This window comes from Cohnella ginsengisoli (assembly GCF_029525555.1).
In the GTDB taxonomy this organism is placed as follows: Bacteria; Bacillota; Bacilli; order Paenibacillales; family Paenibacillaceae; genus Cohnella; species Cohnella ginsengisoli.
Genome location: NZ_JAPDHZ010000004.1, coordinates 301,357 through 316,191, shown reverse-complemented (window position 1 = coordinate 316,191; position 14,835 = coordinate 301,357). Strand labels below are relative to the sequence as shown.

Genomic DNA, 14,835 nt, shown 5'->3' with positions numbered 1-14,835 from the left:
CAGAGCGGCGAGATCAAAGGCGCCCTTCAGGTGAAGCAAGGCATGCTGGCCTGCGAAATTCTCATTATCGTTTTCTCGTTTTTCTTTGTCCTCTACTCGAACTCGGCGTTTATGAAGACGCGCAAAAAAGGAATTCGGTCTGTTCACCCTGTTCGGCATGACGCGCAGTCAAATCCGCAAAATGGTGCTGTACGAGAGCGCGTTCATCGCGGCGGTGTCCATCGCGGCCGGCATCGGTCTGGGCATGCTATTCAGCAAACTGTTCTTCCTGGCGCTCGGCGCGCTGCTGGCCGCCGGCGAGACGATTCGCTTCGCGGTGTCCCCGGCGGCCTTATGGGTGACGGCGACCGGCTTTTTCGCCTTGTTCATGATCATCACGGCGTTGACGCTCTTCCGGGTCGGCCGCTCGGAGATCGTGGAGCTGCTGCGCGAAGCGCGCAAGCCGAAGCCGGAGCCGCGCCTTTCCGTCTGGGCTGCCGTCATTGGCTTCCTGACGCTTGGCGGCGGCTACGCGCTCGCGATGACGATGAACGCCCGCACTTTCCTCGTCCTGACGCTGCCGGTCGTCGGCCTCACCGTCGTCGGCACCTACTTCCTGTACGCCCAGGGCAGCGTCGCGATTTTGCGGCTCCTCATGAGGCGCAAACGATTTTACTATGATCGGACGAACATGCTGACCGTCTCCCAGCTCGTCTACAAAATGAAGGACAACGCGCGCCTCCTGTTCGTCATCACGGTCATGAGCGCGGTCGTCCTGTCGGCTTCCGGCACGGTCTACGTGCTGCAGCAGCTTCAAAAATCGCAAATACTCGACCATGCGCCGTTTGCCGTCGGCTACGTCGAACGCGGAGAAGGCGCGCATCAGGTTATCGATCCCGCCAAGGTAGAGCGCATTATCCGCGAGGACGGCTTGCGCGTCACCCGGCAGCAGAAGCTGTCCGGCCTGCTCGGCGAACATCTCGCGAAAGACGGCGCGACCGCCGGCAAAAGCGAACTCGAGGCGATGATCGTGTCCGAGAGCGACTACAACCGCGAGGCCAAGCTGTTCGGCCGCAAACCGGCAGACCCTGCCGGAGACAGTGCCGTGATGATTCTCCCTTATCAAGAAATGGAGAGTTATCGCCCGATTCAAAACGGCGCGGTACGCCTCACGCTGGGCCATGACACGGTCAAGCTGCAATTGACCGACCAATACGCAGGCGCCGTCACGAGCCCCGTATCCTTCGCGACCTACCTGCTAGTCGTCGACGACGCCCGCTTCGAACGACTACGCGCATCGGCGCCGGCCGCAAGCCGGCTCGTCAGCTACGGCTACGACTGGTCGAACTGGGAGCATAGCGCGTCAACGGTCGACAAAATCGCGAAGGCGATCGATCCGGACTTCGAATCGCAAGCGCAGACGTACCGCGTCCCGAGCTACGTCTCCACCAACCAGTCCATCTCGCTGACGCTGTTCATCGGCCTGTTTATTTCCCTGCTGTTTTTTATCGCGATGGGCAGCCTCATCTACTTCAAGCTGTTCACGGAGCTGCAGGACGACCAGGCGCAGTTCAAAGCGCTGTCGCGCATCGGCATGACCGCCGCCGAGATCCGGCGAATCGTCGTCACGCAGGTCGGACTCGTCTTCCTCATCCCCTGCATCGTCGGCAGCGTCCATGCCCTGTTCGCCATTCAGGCGCTGGGCAATCTGCTCGGCAGTCCGATCCTCAAGTACGCGGCCGTCGTGTTCGCGATCTATCTCGTCATGCAAGCCGCTTATTTCGCCGTCACCTGCGCCACCTACTTGCGGAGCATCCGCAACGGCGGCCGCACGGCGACGGAATAATACCGACGCCGCAGCGCCCCTCCGGATCATCGTCCGAAGGGGCGCTTTTTAATTTCGCATCGCCATCGCATTGCCGGACGCATACCGGGCGAGGCCCGCGCGGAACAGCAGCGCGCCGCAGGCGGAGAAGATCGCGGCGGCGCCGAACGAAGCGGCCGCAAAGCCCGGCTCGAAGTCGCGCATGAGACCGATCGGCATATATCCGATGAAGCCGGCTGGAACGACCGTAAATAGGATGACTTTGGCGGCGCCGCGGAAAATGCCGGTCGGATAAAGGGTCAACGATATGAAACCGCCGAACACCTGGTTTGCAATGCCTTCCGCATTGCCGATCCAAAAGGCGAGCGAACCCGCGATGACCATGACGGCGATAAAAAAGGACGCCCGAGACCAATAGCGCGCAGGCGAACAGCAAGCAGCCTCTCGGCGTGAGATCGCCAGCCCACAAAAAGACGATCAGGCCGAACGCAAAATCGCCCGCGCCCGTCACGGACATGCGGCTGGCCAGCACGTTCAGCAGCACCGGCTTCGGCTGCGACAAATACACGTCCAGCTGGCCCGAGGAGACGATCGTCGCGATGCGCGGAAAGTTGCCGAACAGCACGCTCGCCCATCCGAAGCCGCCTGCGGAGACCGCCCACAGCAGCATGACGTCGCTCATCTCCCAACCGCTCACGACCGGAAACCGGGCGAAAAACAAATACCAGAAAAACAGCCAAATCGTATTGTTGACGAACATCATGCCCGCGAGCAAAAAGAAGCTGAGCCGATATTCCAGCGCCGAAGCGAGGTTGACCTTCCAGCTCGCGAGCAGGAAGCGGAGCGTGCCCGACATTCTTTTATCCCCCGTTGACATGGAGCTTCCCCCACTCCCCCTTCTGAAAATGAAAGCGACGAGCAGCGATAGCGCGGCGATCCATGCGAGCTGAAGCGAGCAAGCCCGCAGCATCTGTTCTCCGTCGAATCGGACGCCCAGGCGAGCCGGCAGGTACAGCGCCGCTTGAAACGGCAGCCAGGCGCACACCCGCTGGAGCCATTCGGGCATGAGATCGATCGGGATCAGCAGGCCGCCAGCCGTGAACGTCAGCTTCTGCAGCACGAACTCCAGCCCGCGCGTCTCCTCTACCCAGAACGCGCACAATCCGACGGCAGCCGTCATCAAAAACGACAACGTCAATCCGAGCATGGCGAGCGGCAAATAGGCCGGCAATCCATAGCCTATCGCTGGCGGACCGACCGACAGCCAGGCGACCAGCCCGCCGGCAACCAGCAGCACGAAAAACCGCAGGGCGCCTTCTCCGAGATACGAGCCGTAATGATAGCCGACGTAGGAAAGCGGCCTCGTCAAGCGAACCGCGATGTCCCCGTTCTTCACCTCGTCCTCGATTCTTACGCCGACAGGCGGTCCGGCCATCGTGATCGCTTCCGTAAATACGAGATACCAGACGATCTGCCGGAGCGTGAAACCGCCGATCGCCCGGTCGTAGTCGCCCGCATAGGCGGCGCCGTACAGCTGCCCGAGAATGTACAGCAGAAGCAGCAGCAGACAGGCTCGGAGCAGGAAATCCGTCTTGTACGCCCATTGCTGACGCAGGGCGATCCGCACGACGGCCAGCTGCTTGCGCCCGGCGCCCGCTATCAAACCGAATGTTCGACTCAAGTCCGCTCGCCTCCCTTCGTCTTTTCCATGCCATAGATGTGCTTGATGATGTCCTCGAGCGTCGGGTCCTCCACGGTCAAATCCGCGATGCGCGCCGCTTGCGTCAGCGAGGCGAGCAGTTGGTTCATGTCCGTCCGCGCAAGGTCGACCGACAGACGAACGCGTCTCCCTTCGATCCCCGCCAGCTCGACGCCTTCGGGCAGCGGCGCCCAGGCGCGCCGGCCGAACCATTCGGCCGCCAAAGCCGGATCCTCCGTATCCGCCAGCGTAACCGTGACCGTCTTGCTGCTGAGCAGCTCCCGCCGCAGATGCGCGACCGGGCGGTCGACCAGAACGCCTCCGTGATGGATGACGATCGCCCGCGAACATAGTTCCTCTACGTCTCCCGCGTCGTGGGACGTGAGGAATACCGTCGTCTCCTCCTCGCGGTTGCGTTCGCGGATGATCTCGCGGATCCGCTCTTTGACGACGACGTCGAGACCGATCGTCGGTTCGTCGAGGAACAGAATCTCGGGACGGTGGAGAAAAGATGCGGCGATCTCGCAGCGCATGCGTTCGCCGAGCGAAAGCTTGCGCACGGGGGTATGCAAATACGGCCCGAGCTCGAACCGCTCGACCAAGCGGTCCCGGCGCTTCGCATAATCCCCGCGTTCGAGCTCGTAGACCCGGCTGATCAGCTCGAACGTATCGATGGGCGGGAGATGATACCACAGCTGAGATTTCTGCCCGAACACGGTGCCGATCCGGTAGGCCAGCTTCGTCCGCTCCCGCCAAGGCGTCAGTCCCGCCACGGTCGCCTCTCCGGCGGTCGGATGCAATATGCCGGTCAGCATTTTGATCGTCGTCGACTTGCCTGCGCCGTTCGGGCCGAGCAGCGCGACCGTTTCCCCGGCCGCCACGGATAGATCGATGCGGTCGACCGCGGTCTTTTCCTTCCATTCCGGCGCGAACAGCGACCTCAGGCTGCCGCGCAGTCCCGCCCGCTTTTCCTTTACTCTGAATGTCTTGCCGAGCGCTCTTGCCTCGAGTGCCAGTTTCATCTCGGTACCCCCCTTTTTCCGAATCGCGCATCCAGCTGTCAAAGCAAAAAAGACCCGCGGCAAATCCGCCTCGTGGCGGAACTTGCCGAAGGTCTTTTATCCCTACGGTGTAAGGAGGCTATCGCCTCTTCGGTCTCGCTCGGTTCGACCGCTCCGCTGGCTGCGAGGCGTCGGCTCCCTAGAAACCCTTCCGTTTGATGATAGATATTACCAGCGCTCCGGTTTTCAAACAACGCTTTTGGCGTTATTTTCGGATGAAGGGTATCGATGGCGGGCATCGAAAATTTTCATCGGAGCGGTCGAGACATCCGAAACGTCGGATCGGCTGCATAGCGCTGCAAAGCGCTGCATACAAAAAAACCTTCGGACATCGTCCGCTGTCGCAGCGGAAGGCCGAAGGTCTTTTACTTAAGCGGTAAACAGCAGATCCTCCATCATCGTCATCAGACGGTGACGCATCCGGATGAGCTTCTCGATCGCTTTGGTACGGAACATCTCGCTCTCGCCCATCCAGCGCAAGCTGCTGATCATCTCATGCGTCTGGTCCATCTCGATAATTTCGTCGGTGTGAACCATGTCGCGGTCGTAAATGCGTACCCGATAAAGCAGATCTTCGGTTTCGGTCAGCAATTGTTGGTAGATGTCGGTGTTCATGATTAAAATCAACCTCTCTTTGTCGTTGTTATCTATTCGTTCCAGCGTCTCGTTTGCACCGTATTGATCTTCATTAACCCGGTGAGCGCGGATTGAATCAACGAAAAGGAAAGCGGCGCATTAACAATTTGTCATCCGTGGCTGCCAGGCCCGATTGATGGCGAAAAGCCCGGCTTCTCGTCCGATCGGACGAAAGGCCGGGCTTATTTTTGCCGAGCTCGATTAAGCCCAGACGAACGCCTTCGGGTCCCGGCGCCATTCCTGCAGCAACGCCACGTCCTGCTCCCGGACCGCGCCGCGCGACAGCGCGACATCGATCAGCGCGCTGTAGCTCGACAGCGTGTCGAGCGGCACCGACTCGGCGGCGAACGCGTCCAGCGCGCTCTGGAACTGGTACGTGAAGATCGCGATGACGCCCTGCACTTCGCAGTCGGCGTCGCGCACGGCGACAGCCGCTTTGAGCGAGCTGCCGCCGGTCGAGATCAGGTCCTCGATCAAAACGACCTTTTGCCCCGGCTTGAAGTGACCTTCGATCTGGTTCGTCTTGCCGTGTCCCTTGGCTTTGTCGCGTACGTACAGCATCGGCAGGCCGAGGATGTCTGCGATCCAAGCCGCATGGGGAATGCCGCCGGTCGCGATGCCCGCGACGGCCTCGCAGTCCGGATACTTGTCGCGGATGACGGCTGCGAAGCCCTCCGCGATCGTGCGGCGGATCGCCGGGTAGGACATCGTCAGCCGGTTGTCGCAGTAGATCGGCGACTTGATGCCGCTCGTCCAGGTGAACGGGTCTTGGGGGCGCAGCGATACGGCGCCGATGTCGAGCAGCGCGCCAGCGATGACGGACGGCAGCTGCGCAAGGTTTACGGATTCGCTCATGATTCGGTCAGCTCCTTCAAAATGGATTCGAGCGCCTGCGCCGGGTCCGGCTCAGCTACGATGGGCCGGCCGATGACCAGATAATCGGTGCCGCCGTCTACCGCTTCCCGCGGCGTCGTCACGCGCGCCTGGTCGCCAAGCGCGGCGCCGGCCGGGCGAATGCCCGGCGTCACCGTCAGAAAGCCCTCGCCGCAGGCGGCTTTGATCGCCTCTACCTCGAGCGGCGAGGCGACGACGCCCTGCAGGCCGGCATGCTTCGCGAGCACGGCGTAGCGCACGACAGCCTCCTCTACGCTGCCCGCGATGCCGATCTCGCCGTTCAACGTCTCCCGGCTCGTGCTCGTCAGCTGCGTGACGGCGATGACGAGCGGCGCGGACTGCGCTTCGCCCGCTTCGACGGCGTCGTTCACGCCCTGCATGGCCGCTTGCATCATCGCGCTGCCGCCGGCCGCGTGCACGTTGAACATATCGACGCCCATGCGCGCGATGCTGCGCGCGCCGCCGCGCACCGTGTTCGGGATATCGTGCATTTTCAGGTCGAGGAAAATCTTGAAGCCAATCTTCTTCAGTTCCCGCACGATCTCGTGTCCGGCGGCGTAGAACAGCTCCATGCCGACCTTGACCCAGCAGCCCGTGCCTTCTAGCCGGCTGGCGACTTGCAATGCGGCTTCGGCGTCGGGCTTGTCCAGCCCGACCATGATCTTGGCCGCCGCTTCCTTGCGCGTCAGCGATAACGTCATCGTGTTCATCCGCCTTCCCGTTTCGGTATTGGACTCGTTTCTACGGGTTTTTCCCGCCTTTCGCCCATATAGAAGCCCGATCCGCCGCCGATGAAGCTGGCGGAAGACCGGGCATGGCGCGCTATTATTAATAGACCGGCATCGGTTCGCTGGAGAAGCGCAGCGCCTGCAGCATGTGCAGCAGCGCGCTCACCGTGTCGAGCGACGTGAGGCACACGACGCCGTTCTCGACCGCCTCGCGGCGGATGCGGAAGCCGTCGCGCTCCGGCGTCTTGCCCTTCGTCAGGGTGTTGACGACGAACTGCGCCTGGCCCGTGCGGATCAGGTCGACGATGTTCGGCGAACCCTCGCTCAGCTTGTTGCACCGCTTGACGCGCATGCCGGCCGCTTCGAGCGCGTCCGCCGTGCCGCCAGTGGCGATCAGCTTGTAGCCAAGGTTGTAGAAGCCGCGCAGGATGCCGATCGCTTCTTCCTTGTCCTTGTCGGCGACCGTCGCGATGATCGAGCCCGACTGCGGGATTTTCATGCCCGAGCCGATGAGACCCTTGAACAGCGCCTTGGCGAAGTGGCGGTCGCGGCCCATGACCTCGCCCGTCGACTTCATCTCCGGCGTCAGCGTCGGGTCGACGCGGCGCAGCTTGGCGAAGGAGAACACCGGCACCTTGACCGATACGTGCTCGTCTTCCGGCCACAGGCCGTCCTTGTAGCCCAGGTCGGCCAGCTTCTCGCCGAGGATCGCGCGGGTCGCCAGGTTCGCCATCGGGATGTTCGTGACCTTCGACAGGAACGGCACCGTACGCGACGAGCGAGGGTTGACCTCGATCACGTATACCTTATCCTGCCAGACGACGAACTGGATGTTGACCAGGCCGACCGTCTTCAGCGCCTTGGCGATGCGGATCGTGATGTCGACCGCCTGCTGCTTGATGTCTTCCGACAGCGTCTGCGGCGGATAGACCGCGATCGAGTCGCCGGAGTGGACGCCGGCGCGTTCGACGTGCTCCATGATGCCCGGGATGAGCACCGTCTCGCCGTCGCAGATCGCGTCGACTTCGATTTCCTTGCCTAGCATGTAGCGGTCGATCAAGACCGGATGCTCCGGATTGATCTTGACCGCGACCTTCATGTAGGCGAGCAGTTCTTCGTCGGAGTATACGATCTCCATCGCGCGTCCGCCAAGGACGTACGATGGACGAACGAGTACCGGGTAGCCGAGCTCCTGCGCCGTGCCGACCGCCTCGTCGACGGAAGTGACGGTGCTGCCCTTCGGCTGGGCGATCTCGAGTCCGCGCAGCAGCGCTTCGAACCGCTTGCGGTCCTCGGCTTCGTCGATGCTGTCGAGCGAGGTGCCGAGGATGCGCACGCCGGCTTTGGACAGCGGGCCCGCCAGGTTGATGGCCGTCTGGCCGCCGAATTGGACGATGACGCCGAGCGGCTGCTCCTGCTCGATGACGTTCATGACGTCTTCGAAGAAGAGCGGTTCGAAGTAGAGGCGGTCCGACGTGTTGAAGTCGGTCGATACCGTCTCGGGATTGTTATTGATGATGACGGCTTCGTAGCCCGCGTTGCGGAGCGCCCATACCGCATGCACGGTCGAGTAGTCGAACTCGATGCCCTGGCCGATGCGGATCGGGCCGGAGCCGAGGACGATGACCTTTTGCTTGTCGCTCGGAATCACTTCGTTCTCGGTCTCGTACGTCGAGTAGTAGTAAGGCGTCGTCGCCTCGAACTCGGCCGCGCATGTGTCGACCATCTTGTACACCGGCTTGAGACCCTGGGCTAGACGGTGCGCGCGGATGTCGGCTTCGACCGTCAGCGCGGCGGACGAGCCCTGGCCCTCGCGGCGCAGCTCGGCGATCGCGCGGTCCGTGAAGCCCATGCGCTTGGCCTTGTACAGCGTCTCTGGCGTCAGGCCCGGCTCGCGGCGAATGACGTCCTCGAACGAGACGATGCGCTCGATCTTGTCCAGGAACCACCAGTCGATGCTCGTCGTGTCCTGAATCTTCTGCAGCGCCCAGCCGCGACGGAACGCTTCGGCGATCAGGAACAGGCGCTCGTCGTCGGCCTTTGCCAGACGCGTCGTCAGCGTTTCTTCGTCTAGCTCGTCAGCGCCCTTCAGGAACAGACGGTGCACGCCGATCTCGAGCGAGCGGACCGCTTTGTGAATCGACTCCTCGAATGTGCGGCCGATCGCCATCACTTCGCCGGTCGCCTTCATTTGCGTGCCAAGCTTGCGGTTGGCGTCCGTGAACTTGTCGAACGGCCAGCGCGGGATCTTGCTTACGATGTAGTCCAGCGTCGGCTCGAAGCAAGCGTAGGTCTGGCCCGTGACCGGGTTGACGATCTCGTCGAGGGTATAGCCGACCGCGATCTTGGCCGCCATCTTGGCGATCGGGTAGCCGGTCGCCTTGGAGGCGAGCGCCGAGGAGCGGCTGACGCGCGGATTAACTTCGATGACGTAGTATTGATAGCTGTGCGGATCGAGCGCGAACTGCACGTTGCAGCCGCCTTCGATGTTCAGCGCGCGGATGATCTTGAGCGAAGCCGAGCGCAGCATCTGGTACTCGCGGTCGGACAGCGTCTGGCTCGGCGCCACGACGATCGAGTCGCCCGTATGGACGCCGACCGGATCGAAGTTTTCCATGTTGCAGACGACGATGCAGTTGTCGTTCGCGTCGCGCATGACTTCGTATTCGACTTCCTTCATGCCTGCGATAGACTTCTCGATCAGGCACTGGCCGATCGGGCTGTAGCGAAGGCCGTTCGCCACGATCTCGCGCAGCTCCTCTTCGCTGCCGGCGATGCCGCCGCCCGTGCCGCCCAGCGTATAGGCCGGGCGCACGATGACCGGATAGCCGATCGTGTCGGCGAATTCGACGGATCCCTGCACGGTCGTGACGATCTCGCTCTCCGGCACCGGCTGTTCCAGCTCCCGCATCAGCTCGCGGAACAGGTCGCGGTCCTCGGCTTTTTCGATCGCGGTCAGCTGGGTGCCGAGCAGCTTTACGCCTTCGGCTTCAAGCACGCCCGCGCGAGCCAGTTCGACGGCCATGTTGAGGCCAGTTTGGCCGCCGAGCGTCGGCAGCAAGCCGTCAGGACGCTCCTGGCGGATAATTTGGGAGACGAACTCGAGGTTGATCGGTTCGATGTATACCTTGTCGGCCATGTTCGTGTCGGTCATGATCGTAGCCGGGTTGCTGTTGATCAGGACGACCTCCAGGCCCTCTTCCTTCAGCGCTTGGCAAGCTTGCGTGCCGGCGTAGTCGAACTCGGCCGCTTGGCCGATGACGATCGGACCGGAGCCGATGACGAGAATCTTTTTAAGTTCATTATTTTTGGGCATACTGCAGTTCTCCTCTCAGCATCTCCGACAATTGCGCTTGCCGCGGGCGTTCGGGGTTTTTCAGCTTGTGCTCGCGGATCATGTCCAGGAACTGGTCGAACAGATAGCTGCTGTCGAACGGGCCGGGAGCGGCTTCCGGATGGTACTGGACGCTGAAGGCCGGGTGCTTGGCGTGCTTCAGGCCTTCGATCGTCTTATCGTTGTTGTTGATATGCGTCACGACGAGGTCGGTGCCCGCAACGGACTCTTCCTTGACGGTGTAGCCGTGGTTTTGCGAAGTGATGTAGCAGCGGCCGGATTCGAGCTCCTTGACCGGGTGGTTGCCGCCGCGGTGGCCGAACTTCAGCTTATCCGTGTCCGCGCCGCAAGCGAGCGCGAACAGCTGATGGCCGAGGCAGATGCCGAAGATCGGATATTCGCCGAGCAGCTGGCGGACCGTCTCGACCGACTCCGGCACGTCCTTGGGGTCGCCGGGGCCGTTGGACAGCTGGATGCCGTCCGGATGCAGTCGGCGGATCTCGTCGGCCGTCGTGTTGTGCGGCACGACGATGACATCGCAGCCGCGTTGCGTCAGCTCGCGCAGGATGCCGCTTTTCGCGCCGTAATCGATCAGCACGATGCGCTCCTTGGTGCCCGGGCTCGAAAATACGTTTTTCGTGGACGTCCAGGCGACCTGGTTGCGCGGCAGCGGCGTCGTGCCCATGCGCTCTTGCAGCTCCTCGACGCGCTCGCTTCCCGTCGTCAGAATGCCCTTCATGACGCCGTGGCGGCGAATGATCCGCGTCAGCATGCGGGTGTCGACTTCGCTGATGCCGATGATGCCGTATTCCTTGAGCAAGCGGCCGAGGGAATCCTGGGCGCGCCAGTTGCTCGGCACTTCCTCGTAGCGGCGCGTGACGAAGCCGTGGATGAACGGCCGCACCGACTCGAAGTCGTCGCGCGTGATGCCGTAGTTGCCGATAAGCGGAAACGTCATGGTGACGATTTGCCCGCAGTACGACGGATCCGAGATGACCTCTTGATATCCTGTGATGCCCGTATTAAATACGACCTCGCCGACCGACGCGCCTTCCGCGCCGAACGATTGTCCCGTAAACAGGGTGCCGTCTTCAAGTAATAGTCTCGCTTGCATCCCGATCACTCCTCGCTGCTCTTAAGTATGCCTTGCTCTTCGCTCCAGACCGTATTGCCTGCGACAATCGTCAGTGCTGGCCAGCCCGACAGCTTCCAGCCCGTGAACGGCGTGTTGCGTCCTTTTGTCAGGAAGCTCGCCGGATCGACTTCGCGTTCGCCGTCCAGATCGATCAGCGTGATGTCCGCCGGCGACCCGACTTCAAGCTTGCCCGTCTCCAGCCCGAACACCCGGGCAGGATCGCTCGTCATCCGGCTCAGCAGGAACCCCAGCGTCCAGCGTCCGGTCTTGACGAACTTCGTGTACAGCAGCGGGAACGCCGTCTCGAAGCCGACGATGCCGAACGGCGCGCGCTCCATGCCCTTCGCCTTCTCTTCCTCGCTGTGCGGCGCATGGTCGGTAACGATGATGTCGATCGTTCCGTCCTCGAGCGCTTTGATGCAGGCTTCCACGTCGCGCGGCGTGCGCAGCGGCGGGTTCATTTTCCAGTTCGCGTCCATGCTGTCCGGAATATCTTCGTCAGACAGCAGCAGGTGATGCGGACAAACCTCCGCGGTGACGTTTACGCCGACCGACTTGCCCAGCTTGATCAGCCGGATCGACTGCTCGGTGCTGACGTGGCACACGTGATAGTGCACGCCCGTCGCCTCCGACAGCAAAATGTCCCGTCCGACGTGAATCGCTTCGGATTCGTTCGGAATGCCCTTCAAGCCGTGACGCTTCGCAAACGCGCCCTCGGACACCGCGGCGCCGACGACGAGCGAATCGTCCTCGCAGTGCGCGATGATCGGCATGTCGAGCGACTTCGCCAGCGCCATCGCGTTTTTCATCATTTGCGCGTTTTGCACGCCGACGCCGTCGTCGGTGAACCCGATGGCGCCTGCGCTTTTGAGCGCCGCGAAGTCGGTGAGCTCGCGGCCAAGCTCGTTCTTAGTGATCGCCGCGTACGGGAGGACGCGCACGCCGCAAGCGGCCTCGGCTTTGTCCAACACCAGCTTCACCGTATCCGGCGTATCGATGACAGGCCGCGTGTTCGGCATGCAGGCGATCGTCGTGAAGCCGCCCTTCGCCGCCGAAGCCGTTCCGGAAGCGATCGTTTCCTTATGTTCGAAGCCCGGCTCGCGCAGGTGCACGTGCATGTCGATCAATCCGGGCGATACGAGCTTGCCGGCGGCATCGATGACTTCGGCTCCGCCGACGTCCGGCGCCGCCGATCCGTCGAGCCATTGCGCGACCAGGCCGTTCTCCAGCTTCAAGTGCTTTTTGACCGTATTTCCGGTCTCGGTATCGATCGTAAGTCCGTTAAGTATCCAGGTCGTCGTCAAAGGATTTTCTTCCTCCTTTTGCTAGTTGGGCAGCACATCCATTACGAAGTGCTTAGCCGCCCACTTCCGCTTCTCGCGGATGCTTGATCATCACCCGGTCGTCGCCGTCGATCTCCGTCAGCGACACCTCGATCTGCTCGTGCTTCGACGTCGGCACGTTTTTGCCGACGTAGTCCGGCCGGATCGGCAGCTCGCGATGCCCGCGGTCCACGAGCACGGCCAGCTGGATCGACTGCGGCCGTCCGCAATCCATGAGCGCGTCCATCGCCGCCCGGATCGTACGGCCCGTGTAGAGCACGTCGTCGAACAGGATGATGCGCTTGTCCTTCACGTCGAACGAGCGGTCCCCGTCGCTGCATACGACGCCTGCGGATACCGTATCGGCAAGCGGGCGATCGTCGCGGTAACGCGTGATGTCCAGCTCGCATGCCGCGATCGGGCTGCCTTCGATCTCGCGAATCCGCTCGGCGATCCTTCGGGCAAGGTAGACGCCCCGCGTCCGGATTCCGACGATCGCGCAGCCCTCGATCCCTTTGTTTTTCTCCAAAATCTCGTGCGCGATCCGCGTCAGCGCCCTGCGGATGGCAGCCTCGTCCATGATGATGTTCGGGGATTCCTGCACGGGTGCGCCTCCTCCTCGGTAAGACGGCATCAAAAAACCTCCTTGGCTAGCCAAGGAGGTCGGGACATACGAAGATGATGACGCTGTGAACCGGACCGCATAGCCGGTCCAAGTACGATCCGCGTCGGATCTCATCCGTAGTATTCGCGCCACCTTGCCAGTTCTCACGGGACTGAATTAAAGGTACGGTTTCATTGAGGCCTATTATCTCATTTTCGACAGGGTCTGTCAACAAAGAGCGGGAGCCTGGAGGCCCCCGCTGGAACAACGATTAAAATTCGAATTCGACGTCCGTCAGTCGGCGCTTGATCTCGCCGATGACGCGGCGTTCTTCTTCCTCGCCGGCGGCAAGGAACGTGACGGAGAAGCGGACGAACTGGCCTGCGTCATCCCACGGTACGGAGGAGATCAGCTTTTCGCGAATGAGGAACTGGGAGAAGTCCTCGCCCGTCGCGAAGCGCTGGCCGCCCTTGATGCCCTTCGGCGCTTCGACGTACAGGAAGAACGAGCCCTTCGGCTTTTCGGCCTTGAAGCCGATCTCGTTCAGCGCGGCGACCAGCAGGTCGTGACGGCGCGAATACTTCTGGGCGATCGCTTCCGTGATCGACGGATTCGCAAGGCCGTATGCGGCAGCCTTTTGAATCGCGATGAACTGGCCGGAGTCGTTGTTGTCCTTGATGTCGCTGAACGCCTTCACGATCAGGGGATTGCCCGCGACGAAGCCGATCCGCCAGCCGGTCATGTTGTAAGACTTGGACAGCGAGTGCAGCTCGACGCCGATATCCTTGGCGCCCGGTACGGACAGGAAGCTCAGCGGCTTCACGCCGTCATAGGTGAGCGCGGCATACGGTGCGTCGTGCACGACGACGACTTCGTTTTTCTTCGCCCATTCGACGACTTCCGCGAAAAACGCTGGGGTAGCGGCCGCGCCCGTCGGATTGTTCGGGTAGTTCAGGTACAGAAGCTTGGCGCGCTTCGCAATGTCGGCCGGAATGGCGGACAGGTCGGGCAGGAAATTGTTTTCCTTCGTCAGCTTGACGTTGTATACTTCGCCGCCGAGATACTTCGTATGCGTGCCGAGCACCGGATAGCCCGGTACGGTCATGATCGCGACGTCGCCCGGATTGATGAACGCCGAAGGCATCATCGCAAGCGCGGGCTTGGAGCCGATCGAGTGGACGATCTCGGTGGCCGGGTCGATGCCGTCTACCGAGAACACTTCCTTCAGGTACTTCGCGGCCGCAGCCTTGAATTCGGGAATGCCGTTGTCGGCGTAGCCACGGTTCTCCGGCTTTGCCGCTTCTTCGGCGAGCTTGGCGATGATGCCGTCGTCGGCCTTCTCGTCGGGCTCGCCGACGCCGAGGTCGATCAGCTCGATATCCGGGAACGCAGCCTTAGCCGCAGCCTTCGCGCGCTTGATTTTTTCGAACTTATAAATGTTCGTATCCTTGCCGTAGTTCGCGCCGCCGATGCGGTCCGCGAATTGCTGTTGAATGAAGGTGCCTTGATATTGTTCGACGCTCACTTGACGACACTCCTTGTCCGATGGCGGACGTGTGATGGGATCGCTTGCTATGGTACCAATATGCCTTAAAAAGGGCCCCTGCCGCCATGGACA

General features: G+C 61.9%; 11 protein-coding genes. 1 reads left to right on the top strand and 10 read right to left on the bottom strand.

Annotation, left to right across the window (positions count from 1 at the left end; all coding sequences use genetic code 11):
- The first annotated feature begins 157 nt into the window (after window positions 1–157).
- Window positions 158–1,825, top strand: a complete 1,668-nt coding sequence (locus tag OMP38_RS22495) for an FtsX-like permease family protein (protein WP_277567110.1) — start codon at window positions 158–160, stop codon at window positions 1,823–1,825.
- On the opposite strand, the gene OMP38_RS22485 is transcribed toward OMP38_RS22495, so the two are convergent.
- The 10 genes from OMP38_RS22485 to OMP38_RS22440 form a co-directional block, all read right to left on the bottom strand.
- The gene (locus tag OMP38_RS22485) at window positions 1,767–3,485 is read right to left on the bottom strand and encodes an ABC-2 family transporter protein (protein ID WP_477100082.1); all 1,719 of its coding nucleotides are present in this window, start codon (window positions 3,483–3,485) and stop codon (window positions 1,767–1,769) included. The two genes, OMP38_RS22495 and OMP38_RS22485, sit on opposite strands and share 59 nt — an antisense overlap.
- Window positions 3,482–4,525, bottom strand: coding sequence for an ABC transporter ATP-binding protein (locus OMP38_RS22480; protein WP_277567109.1), 1,044 nt, complete (start codon window positions 4,523–4,525; stop codon window positions 3,482–3,484). The genes OMP38_RS22485 and OMP38_RS22480 overlap by 4 nt, the downstream gene beginning before the upstream one ends.
- Window positions 4,526–4,933: 408 nt before the next feature.
- Entirely contained in the window at window positions 4,934–5,179 is a 246-nt protein-coding gene (locus tag OMP38_RS22475; RefSeq protein WP_217596865.1) for a hypothetical protein, read from the bottom strand.
- 222 nt (window positions 5,180–5,401) lie between these two features.
- Window positions 5,402–6,055 carry an orotate phosphoribosyltransferase gene (pyrE, locus tag OMP38_RS22470; RefSeq protein WP_277567108.1) on the bottom strand — a complete coding sequence of 218 codons (654 nt, stop codon included), beginning with the start codon at window positions 6,053–6,055 and terminating at the stop codon, window positions 5,402–5,404.
- Window positions 6,052–6,795 (bottom strand): orotidine-5'-phosphate decarboxylase, encoded by a 744-nt coding sequence (gene pyrF / locus OMP38_RS22465; RefSeq protein WP_277567107.1) that lies wholly within the window; start codon window positions 6,793–6,795, stop codon window positions 6,052–6,054. The genes pyrE and pyrF overlap by 4 nt, the downstream gene beginning before the upstream one ends.
- A 127-nt stretch (window positions 6,796–6,922) precedes the next feature.
- On the bottom strand, window positions 6,923–10,138 hold the full coding sequence (carB, locus tag OMP38_RS22460) for a carbamoyl-phosphate synthase large subunit (RefSeq protein WP_277567106.1): 3,216 nt from the start codon (window positions 10,136–10,138) through the stop codon (window positions 6,923–6,925).
- On the bottom strand, window positions 10,125–11,270 hold the full coding sequence (gene carA / locus OMP38_RS22455) for a glutamine-hydrolyzing carbamoyl-phosphate synthase small subunit (protein WP_277567105.1): 1,146 nt from the start codon (window positions 11,268–11,270) through the stop codon (window positions 10,125–10,127). Before carA ends, carB begins: the two co-directional genes overlap by 14 nt.
- Window positions 11,271–11,275: 5 nt before the next feature.
- Window positions 11,276–12,595: a dihydroorotase gene (locus tag OMP38_RS22450; protein ID WP_277567104.1), complete on the bottom strand. Its 1,320-nt coding sequence runs from the start codon at window positions 12,593–12,595 to the stop codon at window positions 11,276–11,278.
- A gap of 52 nt (window positions 12,596–12,647) precedes the next feature.
- A complete protein-coding gene (gene pyrR / locus OMP38_RS22445) occupies window positions 12,648–13,193 on the bottom strand; it encodes a bifunctional pyr operon transcriptional regulator/uracil phosphoribosyltransferase PyrR (RefSeq protein WP_338130648.1) in 546 nt (181 codons plus the stop codon).
- 295 nt (window positions 13,194–13,488) lie between these two features.
- Window positions 13,489–14,742 (bottom strand): LL-diaminopimelate aminotransferase, encoded by a 1,254-nt coding sequence (locus OMP38_RS22440; RefSeq protein ID WP_277567102.1) that lies wholly within the window; start codon window positions 14,740–14,742, stop codon window positions 13,489–13,491.
- Window positions 14,743–14,835 lie beyond the last annotated feature (93 nt).